The 20,872-nt window shown below is 68.2% G+C and carries 15 protein-coding genes and 1 pseudogene; 6 read left to right on the top strand and 10 right to left on the bottom strand.

The genetic code is table 11. From position 1 onward, the window contains the following. The first annotated feature begins 80 nt into the window (after positions 1 to 80). Positions 81 to 695: a class I SAM-dependent methyltransferase gene (locus NFL01S_RS24670; RefSeq protein ID WP_062978801.1), complete on the top strand. Its 615-nt coding sequence runs from the start codon at positions 81 to 83 to the stop codon at positions 693 to 695. A 430-nt stretch (positions 696 to 1,125) separates the two neighbouring features. Here NFL01S_RS24670 and dnaE read toward each other — a convergent pair whose 3' ends face one another. Then, complete coding sequence (dnaE, locus tag NFL01S_RS24665) at positions 1,126 to 4,671, bottom strand: DNA polymerase III subunit alpha (RefSeq protein WP_210744955.1); 3,546 nt, start codon at positions 4,669 to 4,671, stop codon at positions 1,126 to 1,128. Between the two features lie 286 nt (positions 4,672 to 4,957). Here dnaE and NFL01S_RS24660 point away from each other — a divergent pair, with 286 nt between their 5' ends. Together NFL01S_RS24660 and NFL01S_RS24655 are read left to right on the top strand one after the other, a co-directional pair. Then, the gene (locus tag NFL01S_RS24660) at positions 4,958 to 5,407 is read left to right on the top strand and encodes a hypothetical protein (RefSeq protein ID WP_062978670.1); all 450 of its coding nucleotides are present in this window, start codon (positions 4,958 to 4,960) and stop codon (positions 5,405 to 5,407) included. Positions 5,408 to 5,727: 320 nt separating this feature from the next. Continuing rightward, positions 5,728 to 6,906, top strand: coding sequence for a sensor histidine kinase (locus NFL01S_RS24655; protein WP_062978669.1), 1,179 nt, complete (start codon positions 5,728 to 5,730; stop codon positions 6,904 to 6,906). Between the two features lie 104 nt (positions 6,907 to 7,010). Here the strand turns inward: NFL01S_RS24655 and NFL01S_RS24650 are convergent, their stop codons facing one another. The 7 genes from NFL01S_RS24650 to NFL01S_RS24620 form a co-directional block, all read right to left on the bottom strand. Further along, a complete protein-coding gene (locus tag NFL01S_RS24650; RefSeq protein WP_157116913.1) occupies positions 7,011 to 8,636 on the bottom strand; it encodes a monocarboxylic acid transporter in 1,626 nt (541 codons plus the stop codon). A gap of 2 nt (positions 8,637 to 8,638) precedes the next feature. Beyond that, entirely contained in the window at positions 8,639 to 8,992 is a 354-nt protein-coding gene (locus tag NFL01S_RS24645) for a DUF485 domain-containing protein (protein WP_062978667.1), read from the bottom strand. 170 nt (positions 8,993 to 9,162) lie between these two features. Next, the gene (locus tag NFL01S_RS24640) at positions 9,163 to 10,914 is read right to left on the bottom strand and encodes a sodium/solute symporter (RefSeq protein ID WP_245670858.1); all 1,752 of its coding nucleotides are present in this window, start codon (positions 10,912 to 10,914) and stop codon (positions 9,163 to 9,165) included. 697 nt (positions 10,915 to 11,611) lie between these two features. Next, positions 11,612 to 11,980: a hypothetical protein gene (locus NFL01S_RS24635; RefSeq protein WP_062978666.1), complete on the bottom strand. Its 369-nt coding sequence runs from the start codon at positions 11,978 to 11,980 to the stop codon at positions 11,612 to 11,614. Continuing rightward, positions 11,977 to 12,717 (bottom strand): LytR/AlgR family response regulator transcription factor, encoded by a 741-nt coding sequence (locus NFL01S_RS24630; protein ID WP_062978665.1) that lies wholly within the window; start codon positions 12,715 to 12,717, stop codon positions 11,977 to 11,979. The genes NFL01S_RS24635 and NFL01S_RS24630 overlap by 4 nt, the downstream gene beginning before the upstream one ends. Before the next feature lie 98 nt (positions 12,718 to 12,815). Then, positions 12,816 to 13,277: a VOC family protein gene (locus tag NFL01S_RS24625; RefSeq protein WP_062978664.1), complete on the bottom strand. Its 462-nt coding sequence runs from the start codon at positions 13,275 to 13,277 to the stop codon at positions 12,816 to 12,818. 94 nt (positions 13,278 to 13,371) lie between these two features. Further along, positions 13,372 to 14,319: a hypothetical protein gene (locus tag NFL01S_RS24620; protein ID WP_307615826.1), complete on the bottom strand. Its 948-nt coding sequence runs from the start codon at positions 14,317 to 14,319 to the stop codon at positions 13,372 to 13,374. A 121-nt stretch (positions 14,320 to 14,440) separates the two neighbouring features. Here NFL01S_RS24620 and lspA point away from each other — a divergent pair. From lspA to NFL01S_RS24605, 3 genes and pseudogenes are all read left to right on the top strand, one after another. Next, a pseudogene (lspA, locus tag NFL01S_RS24615) lies at positions 14,441 to 14,983 on the top strand (signal peptidase II); the annotation flags it as partial. A gap of 197 nt (positions 14,984 to 15,180) precedes the next feature. Then, the gene (locus NFL01S_RS24610) at positions 15,181 to 16,107 is read left to right on the top strand and encodes an RluA family pseudouridine synthase (protein ID WP_062978663.1); all 927 of its coding nucleotides are present in this window, start codon (positions 15,181 to 15,183) and stop codon (positions 16,105 to 16,107) included. Between the two features lie 141 nt (positions 16,108 to 16,248). Continuing rightward, a complete protein-coding gene (locus tag NFL01S_RS24605; protein WP_245670857.1) occupies positions 16,249 to 16,962 on the top strand; it encodes a hypothetical protein in 714 nt (237 codons plus the stop codon). Position 16,963: 1 nt separating this feature from the next. On the opposite strand, the gene NFL01S_RS24600 is transcribed toward NFL01S_RS24605, so the two are convergent. After that, positions 16,964 to 17,782 (bottom strand): PhzF family phenazine biosynthesis protein, encoded by an 819-nt coding sequence (locus NFL01S_RS24600; protein ID WP_062978662.1) that lies wholly within the window; start codon positions 17,780 to 17,782, stop codon positions 16,964 to 16,966. A gap of 643 nt (positions 17,783 to 18,425) precedes the next feature. After that, positions 18,426 to 20,846 carry an HAD-IC family P-type ATPase gene (locus tag NFL01S_RS24590; protein ID WP_062978660.1) on the bottom strand — a complete coding sequence of 807 codons (2,421 nt, stop codon included), beginning with the start codon at positions 20,844 to 20,846 and terminating at the stop codon, positions 18,426 to 18,428. Positions 20,847 to 20,872: the final 26 nt, after the last annotated feature.

Genomic DNA, 20,872 nt, shown 5'->3' with positions numbered 1-20,872 from the left:
CTCCCTGACTCGGCCTCAGGATAGCGGTTCCGGGTATTCACCCATGGCGTTCGATCATGCCGGGTGCCAGAGTGGAGGACGTGGGAATCTACCGCGATCGTTTCGTACCCCGTTTGGTCAATGTTGCCTGCGGGATGAAAGCGAACGAGCCGCTGCGCGAGCGAGTGTGCTCGGGGCTGTCGGGCCGGGTGATCGAGCTGGGTTTCGGGTCCGGTCTGAACGTGCCGTACTACCCGGCGACTGTCACTTCGGTGAGCGCCGTGGAACCGGCCGACCTGGGGTGGAAACTCGCGGCCGCGCGGCTGGCGCAGGCCCGGGTGCCGGTCGAACGGGCCGGTCTGGACGGTCAGCGGCTACCGTTCCCCGAGAACAGTTTCGATACCGCGCTGTCGACCTGGACCATGTGCACCATCCCCGATATCGACGCCGCCCTCGCCGAATTGCGTCGTGTCCTGGTGCCCGGCGGCACCCTGCATTTCGTCGAACACGGACTCGCCCCGGACCCGAAGGTCCAGCGCTGGCAGCACCGGCTCGACCCGCTCCAGCAGCGAATCGCCGGCGGCTGCCATCTGAACCGCGATATCGCCGCCATCATCCGGGCCGGTGGTTTCGAGATCCGCGATCTGGAGGTCTTCAAGGGTCAGGGGCCCGCGTTCATCGACTCCCAATCGCTCGGAGTTGCCACGGCCGCGTGAACCGGCCGCGTCCCGGCCCGCCGTCGCCAGGGTGGCCGACCAGGTGGCCGCCGCACTCGACGCCGCAGCCCCGCACTAACCGTTCTCGGCACCGCCGCCGGATCAGCGCAACCGGTCGGCGGCGCAGCCGCACAGCGACGCGCCCTCGCCCGCGCGGCCTTGCCCCGAGACAATACGTGCCGGCTCGGGTACTGAGCCCGGGCTGCCGTTGTACGCGCCCCGCCTGGCCCGGGGTCGCATGCGGTCGACGCACCGAACCGGCACAAATCTCGCCGCTACCACCTCGGCAGGCACGGCAAAGCGCGCCGCCCCACGGGTGCGGCCTCGACCGGGCCACACTCGCCGCGACGTCCACGGTGACGACTACACCGCGGCGCGGACCGTGGATCCGCCTCGGGATTCCTGCAAGCCGGCCCGCAGCCCGCGCCGATCAGGTCAGGCAGCCGGGACCGAGGAGGGCTTTCAGGTCTCCCATGAGGGCCGACGACGGTTCGACCCGGAGACTGTCGTCGAGTTTGAGCAGGGTGGTCTTTTCCCGGGCGCCCACGTGCCGCACGTGCACATCCGAGGTGCCCGGGTGCCGGGAGAGCACCCGCTTCAACTCGCTGATCTTGTCCCGGGTGCACATCCGGGTGGAAATCGTCACCGCCAGTGGTTTCGCCACCCCGATCGCGGACAGATCCGGGACGGCGAGATCGTTGGCGATAAGCGAGATACGGTCGTCGCGCATGGAGACCCGGGCCTTCACCAGCACCACCGCGTCCTCCACCACGTCCATACCGTAGACCGAGTAGGCCTGCGGGAAGAACAGCACCTCGATACCACCGGTGAGATCCTCGAGCTGCGCCGAGGCCCAGGCCAGGCCGTTCTTGTTGATCCGGCGGTTCACCGAGGCCAGGATGCCGCCGACGGTCACCTGGGTACCGTCCTTGATATCGCCCTCGAGAATCGCCGGGATCTGCGTATCGGCCGCGGCGGCGAGTACATGGTCGATTCCGTTGAGCGGATGACCGGATACGTAGAGGCCGAGCATCTCCCGTTCCAGCGCGAGCCGGTGTTTGCTATCCCATTCCTCGTCGGGCACCTTCACATCGAAAACCGAGGATATGGATTCCTCGCCCTCTTCGCCCATACCGCCGAAAAGGTCGAACTGGCCGATGGCCTCGGCCTTCTTGGTGGACATCACCGCGTCGATGGCATCGGAATGCACGAGCATGAGCCCCTTGCGGGGATGCCCCAGGTCGTCGAAAGCACCGGCCTTGATCAGTGATTCGGTGACCTTCTTGGTGCACGCCACAGCATCGATCTTGTTCAGGTAGTCGGAGAAATCGGTGAACTTGGATTTCTCCGCACGCGCCGAGATGATCGACGACACCACATTGGTACCGACGTTGCGGACCGCACCCATACCGAAGCGGATGTCCTTGCCGACCGAGGTGAAGTTGTGCTCGGACTCGTTGACATCCGGCGGCAGCACCGTGATCCCGAGGCGCCGGCAGTCCGCCAGGTAGACCGCGGCCTTGTCCTTGTCGTCACCGACGCTGGTGAGCAGCGCGGCCATGTACTCCGCGGGATAGTTGGCCTTGAAGTAGGCGGTCCAGTACGACACCAGGCCGTAGGCGGCGGCATGCGATTTGTTGAACGCGTATCCGGCGAACGGCAGAATGGTGTCCCACAGCGCCTTGATGGCGGCCTTGGAGAAACCGTTCTCCTGCATACCCTTCTCGAAACCCTCGAACTCTTGCGCGAGGACCTCGGCCTTCTTCTTACCCATCGCGCGGCGCAGGATATCGGCTCGTCCGAGCGAGTATCCGGCCACTTTCTGGGCGACGTGCATGATCTGCTCTTGGTAGACGATCAGACCATAGGTTTCGCCGAGGATCTCGCTCAGCGGTTCCTCGAGCTCCGGGTGGATCGGTTTGACCTCTTGGCGCCCGTTCTTGCGGTCGGCGTAGTCGTTGTGCGCGTTCATGCCCATCGGGCCGGGGCGATACAGCGCGCCGACGGCCACGATGTCCTCGAAGGCAGTGGGCTGCATACGGCGCAGCAGATCGCGCATCGGCCCACCGTCGAGCTGGAACACGCCCAGGGTGTCGCCGCGGGCGAGCAGTTCGAAGGTCTTCGTATCGTCCAGCGGCAGCGAATCCAGATCGACATCGACACCGCGGTTGGATTTGGCGTTGTGGATGGCGTCGCCGAGCACCGTGAGGTTGCGCAGGCCCAGGAAGTCCATCTTCAGCAGGCCGATGGCCTCGCAGGACGGATAGTCCCAGCCGGTGATGATGGCGCCGTCCTGAGCCCGTTTCCACACCGGGATGGCGTCGGTGAGCGGCTCCGAGGACATGATCACCGCGCAGGCGTGCACGCCCGCGTTGCGGATCAGGCCCTCCAGGCCCTTCGCGGTGTCGTAGATCTTGGCGATATCCGGATTGGACTCGATGAGCGTACGGACCTCGGCGGCCTCTTTGTAGCGCTCGTGTTCGGGATCGGTGATCCCGGCAACCGAGATGTCCTTGGCCATGATCGGCGGCGGGAGCGCCTTGGTGATCTGGTCGGCGATCGCGAAACCCGGCTGCCCGAACAACACTCGGGCGGAATCCTTGATGGCCGCCTTGGTCTTGATGGTGCCGAAGGTGATGACCTGGGCGACCCGGTCGCTCCCCCACTTCTCGGTGGCGTAGCGGACCATCTCACCGCGGCGGCGATCGTCGAAGTCGATATCGATATCGGGCATCGATACGCGCTCGGGGTTGAGGAACCGTTCGAACAGCAGACCGTGCGGTAGCGGATCGATATTGGTGATTTTGAGCGCGTAGGCGACCAGCGAACCGGCCGCCGAACCACGACCGGGGCCGACCCGGATACCGACCTCGCGAGCATGATTGATCAGATCGCCGACGACCAGGAAGTAGGCCGGGAAGCCCATCTCCAGAATAACGCCGATTTCGTAATCGGCCTGGTCGAGATACTTCTGCGGAACGCCGTCCGGGAAGCGGTACTCGAGCCCCCGCGCGACCTCCTTGCGCAGCCACGATCCCTCGGTCTCCCCCTCTGGAACCGGGAATTTGGGCATCCGGTCGCGGTGGGTCCAGATCTCCTCATAGGATTCGACGCGTTCGCCGATCAGCACCGTGTTGTCGCAGGCCCCGGGCACTTCGTCATCCCAGAGTTTCCGCATCTCCGCAGCCGACTTCAGGAAGTAGCCGCTACCGCCGAATTTGAACCGATTGGGATCCGACAGCGTCTTACCGGTCTGGATGCACAGCAGCGCTTCGTGATTGGTCGAATCGGATTCGTGCACGTAATGGCAGTCGTTGGTGGCCAGCGGCGGGATACCCAGCTTCTTGCCGATCTCGATCAGGCCGGAGCGAACCCGCGTCTCGATGGACAGGCCGTGGTCCATCAGCTCGAGGAAGAAGTTGTCCTTGCCGAAGATCTCCTGCCACTTGGCGGCGGCCTCGAGCGCCTCACGGTCGTGCCCGAGCCGCAACCGGGTCTGCACCTCGCCGGACGGGCAGCCGGTGGTGGCGATGATGCCCTCGGCATACGTGGCGATGAGCTCCTCGTCCATCCGCGCCCATTTACCGAGCTGGCCCTCGATACTGGCCAGCGAGGACAGCTTGAACAGGTTGCGCAGGCCGGTCGCGTTCTCGGCGACCATGGTCATATGGGTGTAGGCACCCGAGCCCGAGACATCGTCGCTCTTCTGGCTCGGATCGCCCCATTGGATACGTTTGGTGTCGAACCGGGAACCGGGCGCGATATAGGCCTCGATCCCGATGATGGGTTTGATCCCGGCCTTCTTCGCCGAGTTGTAGAACTCCGCGGCGCCGTACATATTGCCGTGGTCGGTCATCCCGACCGCGGTCATACCGAGGCGATCGGCCTCGGCGAACAGCGGCGAGATCTTGGCGGCACCATCGAGCATCGAGTACTCGGTGTGGTTGTGCAGATGAACGAATCCGGACGAGGCCAAGATCTGTCCTTCCTCCCAGTGGCTCGGCGGGGGTTGGTGTAGCGAGTTTATGCGTACGCACCGACAGCTTCGCCCCCGGATCGGCGTGCCAGGCGGGAACCGGCGTGTCGCTTCCCCGGTGACCTTGCGGCGCCGCCGAATCGGCCACCGGCCGGGCCGGACGCTGGTAGGGTCGGGCCGCGTCACGATCGGATCAACCGGAGGTTCGGAGGTCCGCCTGCACCACAACAGCCCGGACCCCGAGGATCGACCCCGCAAGCCCACGAACGACCCAGCGAGGTGAACGATGACAGCACGTACCACGGCGTTCGCCCTCCCAGCGGCCGCGACGGCGCTGACGGTGGGAGCGCTCACGGCCACCGCGGCACCCGCGGCGGCGGACGGCGGCTCGTTCCAGCCCGTCTATTCACTCGCCCAGGGCGCCTGCGTCGCCCAGCTCGACGCCTCCGTCACCGGCGACGCCTACCCCGAGCACGCGGCATTCACCGTCTCGACCATCATGTTCGGCGTCGGCCCGTGCGCCCTGCCGGTGACCCTGAACTGGCGCAATCTCGATACCGGTGCCACCGGATCGGTCACGCAGACGGCGAACGGGCCGGGACACTGGATGAACGACGGGCGCTCCGCGCTGTTCCATCCGGGTGTGGGCCGGTTCACCGCGACCATCACGGTCGGCGCGGCACATGTACCCGAACCCGGTTCGGTGGACTTCACCGTCACCGAGTACCGGGGGTGAGCGGCGGCCCCCGATAGCGCGAAGCGTACCGGTCACGACCGGCCGGTGGCCGCTCCCGGCCGCCCCTACTCTCCCGCTCACCGATCCCCTCGTGTGCCGCCTCGCCGGCCCGGGCCGGTTATCGCCTCCGGAGAAGGTTTCCCGCAGCAATGGCGGTTGCTGCGGGAAGCGTGAGACGATGACCGGCCCCGGCCGGCGAGCCGGCCGGGGTCTTCAGGCCGGCGTATGCGCGGCCGCTGCGAACCGGTGAGGATGGGGGTCGCGCCGGCACAACGTGTTGTGCCCCGCGGCGCCCGGCCCGTGCGAGAGAAGGTGGCCGAATGGCCGCGACCGTCGTCGCGATCTGTGCTTCCGCGGCGTTGCTCGCGGTGGCCCTGCTGGTCTGGGCCCGGCCGCGCCGGATGGTCACCACGCCCGCGGAACGCGCGGTGCACGCGGCACTGCACACTGCTTCGCTGGCAGCCCGGTCGTTGCGCCGCGGGCTCACTGCCACCTCGGCCCTCGATGCCGTCCCGCATCTGCGGGCACTCGTCGGCGCCGAGGGGCTCGGAGTGGCCGATCCCGACGGGGAACTCCTGGCATGGGACGGCGCACATCACGTCTCGGAGGAGAAGTTCACCGCGGCCGTCCGCGAAGCCATCGCGGGGCGGCGGCCGGTACTGGTCCACCTGCCCGATCCCGAGCATCCGGGCCGCACCCTGGTGGCCCAGCCGCTGCTCACCGACAGCGACGCCGTGGCGGGCGTGCTGGGGATGGTCACCTCGGCCCGGCCGGGGCCCGGTACCCTCGGCGCGCTGGCCGAGGTCGCCCGCTACGCGTGCGGTCAGCTGGAACTGGCCGAACTCGATGCCTCCCGTGCCCGGCTGGACCGCGCGGAAGTGCGGGCGCTACGAGCACAGATCAGCCCGCATTTCATCTACAACGCACTCAACACCATCGCCTCGTTCGTCCGCACCGATCCCGGGCGGGCCCGCGAGCTCATCCTGGATTTCGCCGATTTCACCCGCTATTCGTTCCGGGCCGCCGGTGAATACACCGTACTGGCCGACGAACTCAGCAATATCGAACGGTATCTGGAGCTGGAACGCGCCCGGTTCGGGCGGGCGCTGCAGGTACGGTTGCGGATCGCGCCGGAAGTGCTGGGGGTGACGCTGCCGTTCCTCGCGTTACAGCCGCTGGTGGAGAACGCGGTGCGGCACGGGCTGGCGGGACGGCCCGGGGGCGGAACGGTGACCATCGAAGCGCTCGATGCCGGCACCGACTGCCTGATCAGCGTAGAAGACGACGGCGCCGGAATGGATCCGGAGGTTCTGCGGTCCGGAACACTGGATGCCGCCGGAGATATGCGCGAGGCACCACACATCGGGCTGGCCAACGTGGACGATCGGTTACGTGCAGCGTTCGGCAACGACTACGGGCTGGTAGTGGATACGGCGCCGGGGGCGGGGACGAAGGTGAGTATGCGGGTGCCGAAGTTCCGCGCCGGAATCCGGCCCTGAACACGGCGCAAGGCCGGGCCCCGTTCACCCTCACAGAACGGGGACCGGCCCTCGGCAACCGGAAATCGCCCGGATGCCGCCGGCACGGCATCCGGGTCCCGGTATCAGTGCGCGACGGCCTTTTCTGCGCCGACGCCGGTCAATGCCCTGACTTCCATTTCCGCGGCCTTGGCCGGATCCTCGTCGTTACCGCCCAGATAGGTCCCCACCACACCGAGCACGAAGGCCAGCGGGATGGAGACGATGCCCGGATTCGACAGCGGGAACCAGTCGAAATCCATACTCGGGAGCATGGCACTCGCCGATCCGGATACCGCCGGGGAGAACACGATGAGCACGATCGTGGAGATCAGCCCGCCGTACATGCTGAACAGTGCACCCCGGGTGTTGAAGCGGCGCCAGAACAGCGAGTACAGGATGGTCGGCAGATTGGCCGAGGCGGCGACCGCGAAGGCCAGCGCCACCAGGAATGCGATGTTCTGCCCGTTGGCCAGGATGCCCAGCCCGATGGCCAGCACGCCGATCACCACCGCGGTGATCCGGGAGACCCGCACCTGGGCGTTGTCGTCCACTTTTCCACGGCGGATGACATTGGCGTAGATATCGTGCGCGAACGAGGCCGATGCGGTGATGGTGAGCCCGGCGACCACCGCGAGAATGGTCGCGAAGGCCACCGCGGAGATCACGCCGAGCAGGATCACCCCACCCAGTTCGAAGGCCAGCAGCGGAGCCGCCGCATTCTGTCCACCGGCCGCGGACAGGATGCGATCGGGGCCGACCAGGGCCGCCGCACCGTAACCCAGAACGAGGGTGAACAGGTAGAAGGCGCCGATCAGGCCGATCGCCCAGACCACCGAGCGACGTGCTTCCTTCGCGGTCGGCACCGTGTAGAAGCGCATCAGCACATGCGGCAGGCCCGCGGTGCCGAGTACCAGGGCAAGACCCAGCGACAGGAAGTTCAGCTTCGACATCTCGCTGCCGCCGTATTGGGCGCCGGGCGCCAGCACATCGCGGGCGGCGACCTTCGGGTCGGTGGATCCGGTGATCGCACTCTGGGCCCCGCTCAGGATGTCGGATGGGTTGAATCCGAATTTCGCCAGCACCATCACGGTCATCAGGCCCGCGCCCGCGATCAGCAGGACCGCCTTGATGATCTGCACCCAAGTGGTGCCCTTCATCCCGCCGACCAGTACGTAGACGATCATCAGCACACCGACCACGGCGATCACCACGGCCTGCCCGGCCTCACTCGATACGTTCAGCAGCAACGCCACCAGGCCGCCCGCACCGGCCATCTGCGCGAGCAGATAGAACAGCGATACCGCCAGCGTCGTGATCGCGGCCGCGGTCCGGACCGGGCGCTGCTGCAACCGGAAGCTCAGTACATCGGCCATGGTGAATTTGCCGGTGTTGCGCAGCATTTCGGCCACCAGTAGCAGGGCCACCAGCCAGGCCACCAGGAAGCCGATCGAGTACAGGAATCCGTCGTACCCGTAGACCGCGATGGCCCCGGCGATCCCCAGGAAGCTTGCGGCGGAAAGATAGTCGCCGGCGATGGCGACCCCGTTCTGCGGGCCGGTGAATCCGCGGCCGCCGGTGAAATAGTCGGTCGCGCCGGAGGTGTTGCGGCCGGCCCAGAACACCACGATCATCGTGACGACGACGAACAGGGCGAAGATACCGATATTGGCCGCGGGATTGCCGACCGCGCCTTCGGCGGCGTACAGCATGGTCACGACCCGCTTCCTTCCAGTTCGGCGAGCAGCGCAGCCGCACGCGGGTCCAGTTCCCGGTTGGCGAACCGGACGTAGAGACCGGTGATGAGGAAGGTCGAGACGAACTGTCCCAGGCCGAGCAGCAGCCCGATATTGATCTCGCCGATCACCTCGGTACCCATGAAATCGTGTGCGTACGCACCGAGCAGCACATAGCCGAGGTACCAGAGCAGGAACAGGCCGGCCATGGGGAAAATGAAGCGACGCAGCCGATTACGGAGTTCATTGAACTCCGGGCTGGCTTGTACTGCGACGAAATCGGGGGGCGCTGTGGACTGCCCGCCACCTTCGTCGAGATCCGTATCGGTCATGCCGAGTCCTCGCAATGTGATGTGTGTTACCTGAACTGAAGCTAGCGAGTCCGGCGTGGCGGCAACAGATGTGACGGCGGTCACTCGGTGAAGGTAGGTGACTGTGCGGTGAATGGTCGCTGAGACGCGATGAGCGGTCGGGCCCGAACTCCGGTTCGCCCCGCGTCGGTTCAGCGATCCGAGCGTTTTCCCGGCTCACGGTCGGCGCCCATACCGAGCCGCTCCGGCGCGTGCATCCGGACGAAAACCCGGCCCAGTTCCGCGGGTTTCGCGGTGAACCGGCTGACCAGCACCATCGTCCCGAACGCCAGCGGTACCGCGACCGCCGCGGGATAGCCGAATATCGCGGCGGGCCACCCGCCGGCCAGATCCGGAGAGACACCGCCGAATACCGAGATCACCGTCGCCCCGCCCGCCACGACACCACCGGCCACCAGTCCCGCCACCGCACCCGCCGCGGTGAGCCCACGCCACCAGATCCCCAGTACCAGCAGCGGGCACAGGGTGGATGCCGCGAGCGAGAAGGCCAGCCCCACGGTGCGCGACAGGTCGAGTGAAACGACCGACAGCGATAACGCCAGCGGAACCGCGCCCGCGGCCAGCGCCGCCACCCGGAAGTCCCGGATCCGCCCGCGCAGCACATCCGTGCTCAGTACCCCCGCGATGCTCACCACCAGCCCCGAGGAGGTCGACAAGAACGCGGCCATCGCCCCTGCCGCAACCAGAGCGGCCAGCAACTGCCCCGGCAATCCGGCCAGCGCCGAGGACGGCAGCAGCAGAACCGCGGCATCGGAGGTCCCGGTGATCAGCAATTGCGGTACGTAGAGGCGGGCGAAAACCCCGAGCAGCACCGGGAACAGGTAGAACACCCCGACCATCGCGATCACCGTCAGCGCGGTGGCGCGCGCGGCCCGGCCGTCACGATTGGTGTAGAAGCGGACCAGGACGTGCGGAAGCCCCATAGTGCCCAGGAAGGTCGCGATCATCAGCGAGTACACCTGGTACTGCGGATGGGGCCCGGCGAACCCCCCGCCCGGCCGCAACCAGTGCGCACCGTCGGCCGGCGCACCCGCCACCACCGGCACCGCCGAGCCCGGTTCGAGGACGAGCCGGGTATCGCGCGCCAGCTCATGGGTGCCCGCGGTGAGCAGCACCGGTCCGTCCACCGGACGGTCATCGAGTTCCCCGTGCACCGCGACCCACTGCGGCGCCGGTAACTGCACCAGGACCGGGGTCGTCACCTCCACCGTGGTACGTTCGCCGACCGTCGGCGGCGCCGCCGCACCGATCTCGCGTTCATCCGCACCGCTACCGAAGAAATGCCCCAGCAGAACGAGAGCGGGTAACGCCACCGCGGTCAGTTTCAGCCAGTATTGAAACGCCTGGACGAGGGTGATCGAACGCATCCCACCGCCGACCACATTCGCCACCACGATCCCGGCGACCGCCACCGCACCGACCCACCCCGGCACCCCGAGCAGAATGCGCAGGGTCAAACCGGCGCCCTGGAATTGCGGGATCACATAGACCGCGCACACCAGCACCACCACCAGGGCGGCGAACCGGCGGGCCCGCGGTGAACCCAACCGGAACTCGGCGAAATCCGGGACGGTGTAGGCGCCGGACCGTCGCAGCGGCGCCGCCACGAACAGCAGTAACGCCAGGTAGCCCGCCGTGAATCCCACCGGGTACCAGAGGGCGTCGGCACCGTACTTGGCGATCAGACCCGCCACACCGAGAAACGATGCGGCCGAGAGATACTCGCCCGATACCGCGGCGGCATTCCACCGCGGGCCGACACTGCGCGAGGCCACCAGGAAATCGGAGGTGGTACGCGCCCAGCGCACCCCGTACACGCCGAGGGTCACTGTCGCGACGGCCGCCGCCAGCAACGCGGCCACCGTGAGACCGGACGAATTCACCGCAGCTCCCCTGCACCCCGGGCACCAGGACATCCGGCGCCACCCGGCGACCGGCGAAGGGATCGGCGTGAGACCCGCGCCGATCCCGGCGGCCGGAAACCACCGGCGGGACCGGTGCGACGCCGATCCGGGCTGCCGGGCATCGCCGGTCGAACCCTGGACCCACCGATTCCGCACGCCCGGCAGCAGCCGGCGTCTGCGCCTCGGCGGTGTGCCGGCCCAGGCCTGGCACGACGGCCTCCGCGCGAGCCGCTGCCCGTTCGAGCAGATGCGGCTGGTTCCCAGTGCGAACCGCGAGGGCGCCCGCGCCACCATGCCCTGGCGGCGGCGCGGCCGCCGGACCGGTGTTCGCACACCGGCCCGAACGTGCGGCACGAATTCCGCGCGACCGGCGGCAACGCCATGACCTCGCGGCACAGCAACCGGAGCACGATCCCCGCACCGGGGGCCGAAAGCGGTCCAGGTACCCCGCGGTACCTGTGGAATTGCTGCGCGGCCCGCACGGCACACCGCCGCAGCACCGGCACCGTGCCCGTACGGGAACGCCGGGCCGGGGAACCGGTTGCTCGACGCTCCGCCCGTCGCGGACCTGGGCGCGCACAACTACCGGGGCGGTAGTCGCGCACGGAACACGAACGAGGTCCGCGGCCCCACATATCTGTAGCGCCGCCGGCTGTCGTCGGTCCCGGCACCGTCCTCAATCCCCGGTGAGTTCGAGGAAATCGTGCTCATTGCGTTCGGCGAGCCGCACATAGATCCGGCCGGTCGACCACAGCAGCGGATACGCCGCCCCGCCCAGCAGCAGCCACGGTAACCGGATCCCGAGCACCACCGTCTCGGCGACCGCGGTCACCCGGAACAGCAGTGGCAGTGCAGCAAGAAGCAGGGCCGTCACCAGCGCGCAACTCAGTGCCAGCCCGAGTTGCGCGCGGATCAGGCCGCCGATCAGCGCCGCCCCGATCTCGGTCTGCTCGGCGACCTCCACCCGCGTGCGTACCCGCCGCGCGCCGCGTCGTTCGGCGAGTACCACCCGCTCGCGCGGGCCTCTGGGCGGCGGGCCGATCATCGTCGGTCCGGATGCGGGCCCTGTACCAGCCGCTGTTTGAGTTCGCGGACCTGCCGCCGGCTCACCGGCAGTTCCACCTGCGCGGCACCGCGCAGGCAGACCCGGGTTGCTGCGCCGACCGTGCGCAGGCCGGTGACCCGGTCCAGTGCTACCAGATACGACCGGTGCACCCGCAGGAAGCCGTCCCGCCAGCGGTCCTGTAATGCCGACAGCGGGATCCGCACCAGGTGCGAACCGGTATCGGTATGCAGCCGCGCGTAATCGCCCTCGGCCTCCACCCAGCTCACCTGGGACCGGTGCACCAGCGTGGTCACACCACCGAGTTCCACCGGGATCACCTCGTTGTTCCCGGCCGGCGCGGGCTCCGGACCGGTGCGGGCGCGCCGGTCGGCAACCCGCCGCAAGGCGGCGCCGAGCCGAACCTGTCGCACCGGTTTGAGAAGATAGTCCACCGCGCCGAGGTCGAATGCCGCCACCGCATGGTCTTCGTGGGCGGTGACGAAAACAACGGCCGGTGGATCGGCGAATTCGGCGAGGACCCCCGCCAGTTCCATACCGTCCAGGCCCGGCATATTGATATCGAGGAACACCACATCGGCGCCGTGCGCGCGCAGTATCCGCAACGCGCCGGTCGCATCGGCGGCGCCGTGGAGTTCGGTCACCGCGGTGTCGGCGCGGAGGAGATACAGCAGCTCGTCCAGCGCCGGCGGCTCGTCGTCCACGGCCAGCACCCGCATCCGCCCGACCTTTCCCGCTACATCGACCCGATCATGGTAATCATCGGTACCGAGCGGCGGGGGCGGGTCCGGTTATCCGGTCGGCAACGGTGCCGGGGTCACGTTCCGAGCTGGTCCATACGCCGCTGCATTTCTTCCGGCTCGATATCTTCCACATGGGTGGCGACCGTCCACTGATGTCCCCACGGGTCGACGAACGAACCGGTGCGGTCGCCGTAGAACTGGGTCTCCGGAGCGCTGATCTCGGTGGCGCCGCCCGCCAGCGCGACGGCGTAGGCGGCATCCATATCCGCGACGTACACGTACAGGTTGACCGGCGTACCGCCGATGGAATGCGGATCCCGGAAGGCCATATCGGGCGCCGGATCACCGAGCATCAGCACGGAGTTGCCGATGAGCAGCTCGCAGTGCATCACCGTGCCGTCCGGCCCGGGGATACGCATCCGCTCGGTAGCGCCGAAAACACGTTTGTAGAATTCGACCGCATCGGTGGCGCCGGCGATCGCAAGACCGGGCGAAATGGTGGGATACCCTTCGGGGATCGGGGAGACATCAGCCATCACAAGACCTCCGGTCTCGGATCGAATGGTCGGATACTGCGAGCTTAGGCCCCTGCCGCACCGATCGCCGGTGTCCGACACAATCCGGCCCGGATCAGTCGCCCCAGCTCACGTTCGTCTCGATGACCTGCCGCAGCTCGGTCGCGTTCCGCGGATTGCGGTAGAACTGGTGCCCGCCGATGGTGATCGATCCGGCAACCGGCAGCGGCAGCCCCAGATCGACGGTGATCTCGCCGCTGCCCTGCATCGTGTAATCCTCGATATCGAGGGTGCCGGCCGCATTCGGCAGATCCCAGATACTCGATTGTGGTGTCTGGGTGACGTCGAGCCGGATGTACAGCCGGCCCCCGTCCCGGTCCACGAGCGTGGCCGTGGTGACCTGGTCCAGATCGACCCCGCCGCCGACCGTCTGCTGTACCTGCCATACCGCGCCCACGCCGACCGGTTCGTCGGGGAATGTGATGGACCGGTATACCGCCTGATAGAAGGCCTGTTCCAGCGCAACCCGCGCCGAATTCGACGTTTCGGGCGAGGGCGCCAGACGCAGCGCGGTGATACCGCCGAGTTCGCTCATCTCCAGTCCGGCATGCGAACCGTCGGCCGCGGTGAGCGCCTCCGACAGCGCCGGATCGGGGGTGGTGACCTCGCCGAGGGTCAGAGCCACCCCGTTCGAATCCGCCGTGGCGGTCATCGGAATGGTGAGCGCGGGACTGGAGAAGTCGCGGACCTGCTGGGCATCGATCTGCTGCTGGATGTGGTGGTCGGTACGCAGGGTGACCGCCTGGATCGTGCCGTCGTAGTAGGAGGGACGCAGCAGTGAACGGGGTTCGCTACCGGAATCCACCACGTTCACCTGCGCCGCGGCGATCGGCACCGTGACCTCGTTACCGATACCGAGGGGTTCGGTACCGTCCGCCTCGGCCGCCGATTCCCGGGTATCGCTGCAACCTGCCCCGAAGGTGGTCAGTCCCAGCGCGAGAACCAGCATCAGCACTCTGGACCGCGCCTGGCGGACCGAAGGAAGCGAACACAACACCGTCACGCTCGACAGCCTACGAGGCGTTCCTGAGGAAGGGCTGGGACATTCACCGGGAACACCTGTGGGTGGACGGTATGCACACGTCCGGGTGCCCACGTACCGGGCCGCGCTGCCTCGAGAGATGATGGGCGTTGTGACTGAGGACCCTACGCGCGAGCAGGACCCCGACCGCCCGAGTGGGGACGGACAACAGCCCCGCCAGCGGCTGCCGCTCCTGCTGACCATAGCGGTGACCCTGTTCACGCTGGATCTCATCACGAAAGTCGTGGTAGTCCAGCAGATCCAGCCCGGCGAACGGATCCCGTTGATCGGGGATTTCGTCCAGCTCGTCCTGGTACGCAACCCGGGCGCCGCGTTCTCGATGGCCACCGGGATGACCTGGCTGCTGACGCTCATCGCGGCGGCGGTCGTGATCGGTGTCCTGCGGATCGGCCGCACCCTGCGGTCACCGCTGTGGGCGATCGGCCTCGGCGGAGTACTGGGCGGCGCGTTCGGCAACCTGATGGACCGGTTGTTCCGGGCGCCTGGCCCGATGCAGGGTCATGTGGTCGACTTCTTCTCGGTCGGCTCCTTCCCGGTGTTCAATGTGGCCGATTCCTCGATCGTCTGCGGCGCCATCCTGCTGGTCGTGCTGACGGTGTTCGGTTTCGAACCCGACGGCACCCGCTACAACCGCAACACTCCGTCCGAGAACGCCACCGCATCCGATGCGCCGCCCGCCACTCCCCGGCCCGGCCCGGCCGACCACCCCGGTAGCGGAACCGGCGAATCCCCCACACCCGATCGTGGCGAACCCACCCGCGATCCGGAACCCGAGGCCTCCGCCGGCACCCCGGCCGCCCGCACCGGCGAGGGCACCGCCGCATGAGGGAAACCAGGACCATGCCCGTCCCCGACGGTCTCGACGGAATGCGAGTGGACACCGGACTGGCGCGGCTGCTGGGCCTGTCCCGGACGGCGGTGGCCGCCCTCGCCGAGGAAGGGTCGGTACAGCTCGACGGTGTGGCCGCCGGTAAATCCGACCGGCTCGTCGCCGGCGCCTGGCTGGAAGTGGTGTTCCCCGAACCCCGCCGCGAGCTGACCATCGAGGCCGAACCGGTGGAGGGGATGAAAATCCTCTACGCCGACGACGATATCGTCGCCGTCGACAAACCGGTCGGCGTGGCCGCCCACGCCGGCGTCGGCTGGACCGGGCCCACCGTGGTGGGTGGCCTGGCTGCGGCCGGATACCGGATCTCCACCTCCGGTGCCCACGAACGGCAGGGCATCGTGCACCGGCTCGATGTCGGCACCTCGGGAGTGATGGTGGTCGCGCAGTCCGAGCACGCCTACACCGTGCTCAAACGCGCCTTCAAACAGCGCACCGTGGACAAGCGCTATCACGCACTGGTGCAGGGTCATCCCGATCCCAGCAGCGGCACCATCGACGCACCGATCGGCCGCGCCCGGGGCGGCGAGTGGAAATTCGCGGTGACCTCCGACGGCCGGCCCAGCGTCACCCACTACGACACAGTGGAGGCGTTCCAGGCCGCCAGCCTCCTCGATATCCATCTGGAGACGGGCCGAACCCATCAGATCAGGGTGCATTTCTCGGCGATCCGGCATCCCTGCTGCGGCGACCTCACCTATGGTGCGGATCCGCGGCTGGCCGAACGGCTCGGGCTGCAACGGCAATGGCTGCACGCCCGTGCGCTGGGCTTCCAGCATCCGGCCGACGGCCGCTATCTGGAGATCACCAGCGACTACCCCGACGACCTCGCCGGTGCGCTGCAGGTGCTGCGCGAGGCGTGAGCGGTCATGCCCGCGAACCCCGACGTGCCCACAGAGCCTGAAGAAGGCGCGGTCACCGGCGCCGGACCGGCAGCGCCGGCAAGCCTCGGCCACGACGCGTCCACGGCCGCTGGATCCGCGTCGGCCGGCTCGTGTCGCGGCGTGGATCACGACGCTGCGGTGGGTACCGAGCCCCCGCCGACGGCGACCCGTAGTGGGCTGCGCGCACTGGCTTTCGGTGCGACGGCCGCAGTCTGCGCGGCGGTCGTCGTGCTTCTGGGTATCGCGAATCCGCCCGCCCCGGACGGCGTGTCCACCGACCGGCTCGGTCCCGACACCGGGGAAACGATCGCGGCATACCTCGACCGGGCCCGTGCTTCGCTGTCCGGCACCGACGACAGTGACCGCTGGGCGCTGGTGTCGTTCGCCGGCTACCGGCCCGCCGCCGCACTCCCCGGCCTGCCGGACGGTGTGCGGGTGAGTCAGGCGCTGTATCAGGTGCCGCTCCCCCGGGTGGCGGCCCCGCTGGTGGCGGTACAGGTTCCCGCAGAGGCGACGGCGCTGACACGGTCCGGGACGGACGCGGCCTGGCAGCTGGCCGACCGCCGCCGTTATGCCGCCGACGGCACCCGCGGCGCCCAGGTCCTGGATGTATCCATCGCCCGGCTGCGCGCCGGCTGCGCCTGCTCACCCGGACTGGTGGTGCGGGCGCCGCTGTCCCGGTTACGCGAACTGGCGGGCCGCCCCGGAGTCCGCGCGGTCCAGGCGCTCCCGGCGGATGCCGTCGCGGAACGGTTCGCGGTGGCGCCCCTGCTCCCGGACAGCGCGGACCCGGTCGCTCCGCGGCCCGACGACGGCCCCGTCCCGGCCGGCTGATTCAGAAATCCAGGCTCACCACACCGTCGAGATACCGGCGGCACCGGCCGCTCAGCAACACCCGGTCACCGGCCAGTTCGACCCCCAGAGTGCCGCCCCGCCGGGACAGCTGCCGCGCGACCATCCGCTGCCGCCCGAGTTCGGCGCTCCACAGCGGCGCGAGCTGCGCATGCGCGGAACCGGTCACCGGATCTTCCGGTACGCCGGCCCCGGGCGCGAAGAACCGCGAGACGAAGTCCACCTCGTCACCGGGCGCGGTCACGGTCACACCGCGGGGCAGCGGCGGGAAGGCACTCAGCGCCGGTGCCAGATCCCGGACCTGCCGCTCGGACTCCACCACGAGCACCACATCGGTTCCTGTGAATGCGCGCACCGGTTCCACGCCGAGCGCGGCCACCAGCGCCGGATCGGGGTCGGCCGGCGCGGATGCGACGGCGGGCAGGTCGAGGATGTAGACATCGTCGTCGGTTCGGTCGACTCGCAGCCAGCCGCTGTGGGTGAAGAAGCTGACCTGGTCCTGTCCGGGCGCGATATCGGTGAGGATCTGCGCGGCACTCGCCAGGGTCGCGTGCCCGCACATCGCCACTTCCACCGCCGGGGTGAACCAGCGCAGGTGGTAGGCGGGGCCGCCGGCAGGTGGCGGTTCCGCCTCCGGAGGCAGACGCGAGGTGTAGAAGGCGGTCTCGGCGAGGTTGTTCTCCTCGGCCAGCTGTTGCAGCACGCTGTCGGGTAACCAATCCGGTAACGGCATGACCGCGGCCGGATTCCCGGAGAACGGTGCGTCGGCGAACGCGTCGATCTGGTGCAGCAGAACCTCCATGCCATGAAGGTACTCCAGCCGTGAATAAGCGCCCTGCACAAGCCATCTGGGCCTCTATGGACACGGCTCCCGCCCCGCTCAGGCGACGGATCGCCGGTCGGTGCGGGGTGTCGCGAGCATTCTCCGTGTCCCCGCCACCACAGGTTCGGCGGCGACGCGCCCCGGGCGCGTAAAGTCTGCGGAAGCATTCGTACCTCGGTGAGCGGCGGTGTCTTCCACCGGCCGGGTGGATCCCAGAGCGCGGCGCCGGCGATCTCGCCCGCCGAATCCACGCCGATATCCACACCGCCGGACGCGAAATGGTGATGCCGGGTCTGGGCCTCGAACAGCCGTTCCAGGCTCCTCTCCCGCCGCCGCGGATCCGGCAACATCCACTCCATGACCGGGTCGTCCCGGAAGGCGGCGGCCAGCGTCCGCGCCAACGCCGCGATCTCGTCGCGGCGCGCCGGTCGTACCTCGAGCTCGGTCGGCAATGCGGTGTCCTTCTCTCTCGTCGAGGCTTCCGTCCCGCGCCGACCGGCCGTCCCGGCTCGGCCGGGGTGATATCAGCCGCCGCGGAGATGCCGTGACAGTAACCCGGCCCGGTGACAAGTGGCCCGAACGCAGCACACTCGGCAACGGCGCGGTACCCACCGGCGATATTTCAGGATTCGCCCGGGGCCGCGGGGACCAGTTTGTGTAGTTCGCCGCGCAGCGTCGCACTGACCCACCAGGCAACTTCCACCAGGACGATGCCGACCGCGCCGCAGAGGAACGCCGCGGTGGTGAGGGCGATGTTCGACGGGTCGAGCGCGAAGAACTCCCGGGTGAACGGCACCGTGAACAGCACCAGGTACGCGAGCACCGAGACGACCAGCAGCACGATCTTCCACCAGTTGTACGGCCGGGCAACGATCGCCAGTACCCAGACCGCGATCATGATCAACGTGATGAGCGCGGTGGTACCCGCCTGCATCTTCTGTTCGTCGCCGGCTTCGGGCCCGGCGTAGGCGATGAGATAGGCGAGGAAAGTCATGGTGCCGATCACCACACCCGACGGGATCGCCAATCGCATCACCCGGCCGACGAAACCGGGCCGGGCACGTTCGTTGTTCGGGGCCAGCGACAGGATGAAGGCGGGGATACCGATGGTGAACCAGGCCGCGATCGTCACATGCCGGGGCAGGAAGGGGTAGCCGATCGGGTCGTAGCCGAAGATCTGCGAGCCCACCCCCGCCGCCCCCACCAGGAAGGCGAGCAGCACCGAGTACACGGTTTTGGTGAGGAACAGATTGGAGACCCGCTCGATATTGCCGATCACCCGCCGGCCCTCACCCACCACATACGGGAGGGTCGCGAATTTGTTGTCCAGCAAGACGATCTGGGCGACCGCCCGGGTCGCCGGGCTACCGGCGCCCATGGCGACACCGATATCGGCGTCCTTGAGCGCCAGCACATCGTTGACCCCGTCGCCGGTCATCGCCACGGTGTGCCCGCGCGACTGCAGAGCACCCACCATGGCGCGTTTCTGATCGGGCCGCACCCGGCCGAACGTGCTCTGCTGCGCCAGTACCCCGGCCAGTTCGTCCCGGTCCTCGGGCAGGGTGCGGGCGTCGACGGGGTGGTCACCGCCGGGCAGGTCGAGCGAGGAGGCGACGGCGCCCACCGAGACGGCGTTGTCGCCGGAGATGACCTTGATGGAAACGTCCTGGCTCGCGAAGTAGTCCAGGGTGTCGCGGGCATCGGGCCGGACCTTCTGCTCCAGCACCACCAGCGCCACGGGAGTGATCGTCCCGGGCGCATCGGGTGCGTCCACGGCCCGGTCCCCGCGGGCGAGCAGCAGCACCCGCAAGCCGGTCGCACCCAGCTCCTCGGCGGCGCGAGCGTCATCCGAGGCCGCGTCGAGCAGCACATCGGGAGCTCCGAGCAACCAGTCGCCGTGCGCACCGTAGGAGAAACCGCTCCATTTCTTCGCCGAAGAGAACGGCGCCACCGCGGTGTATTTCCAGCCGGGAGTATCCGGCAGCGCCTCCGCGATCGCCTGCACGCTGGCATTCGGTCGCGGGTCGTCGGCCGCCATCGCAGCCAGGGCCTGACGGGCGGCCGGTTCCGCACCCTCCTCGAGCATGCGGAGTTCGGCCAGGCGCATCCCGTTCTCGGTCAATGTGCCGGTCTTGTCCGCGCACACCACATCCACCCGCGCCAGCCCCTCGATCGCGGGCAACTCCTGCACCAGGCAGTTCCGCTGCCCCAGCCGCACGACCCCGACCGCGAACGCGATCGAGGTCATCAGCACCAGCCCCTCCGGCACCATCGGCACCAGTGCCGCCACCATCCCGGTGACCGCCGGACGCCAGGATTCCCCGCTGGACACCAGCTGGTTGTAGATACTCAGCGCGCCGGCCGGGATGAGCAGGTAGGTGATGACCTTCAGAATCGTATTGATCCCGTTGCGCAGCTCCGAATTCACCAGGGTGAATTTGCTGGCCTCTTCGGCCAGTTTCGCGGCGTAGGCGTCCCTACCGACCTTGGTGGCGCGGTAGGCACCCGAACCGGACACCACGTAGCTGCCCGAGAGCACCTGGGCGCCCGGCTCTTTGGCGACATCGTCGGATTCGCCGGTGAGCAGTGATTCGTCGATCTCGAGCAGTTCGGCTTCGACGACCACACCGTCGACCACGACCTGATCACCGGGCCCGAGTTCGATCAGATCGTCGAGCACCACATCCTTGGGGGCGATCTGCTCGGCCCGGCCGTCGCGGCGCACCGTGGGCCGCGCCTGGCCCACGATCGCCAGCCGGTCCAGCGTCCGTTTCGCCCGGACTTCCTGAATGATGCCGACCGCGCTGTTGGCCACGATCAGCAACCCGAACATCCCGTCGATCACCGAGCCGGTGGCCATGACCAGGACGAACAGCACACCCAGGATGGCGTTGATCCGGGTGAGAACATTCGCCCGGACGATATCGCGGACCGAGCGGCTCGCCCGGTCCGGTACATCGTTGGTGAGCCCGTCCCGGCGCCGCCGGTCCACCTCGGCGGCGGTGAGCCCGGGCGAACCGACAGCCTCCACAGTTGTCGACATGACGGTCAGCCTAGCCAGCGCGGTGG

The sequence above is a fragment of the Nocardia flavorosea NBRC 108225 genome (genome assembly GCF_001613385.1).
Lineage (GTDB): Bacteria > Actinomycetota > Actinomycetes > Mycobacteriales > Mycobacteriaceae > Nocardia > Nocardia flavorosea.
This window is presented reverse-complemented; position numbering and strand designations above follow the sequence as displayed.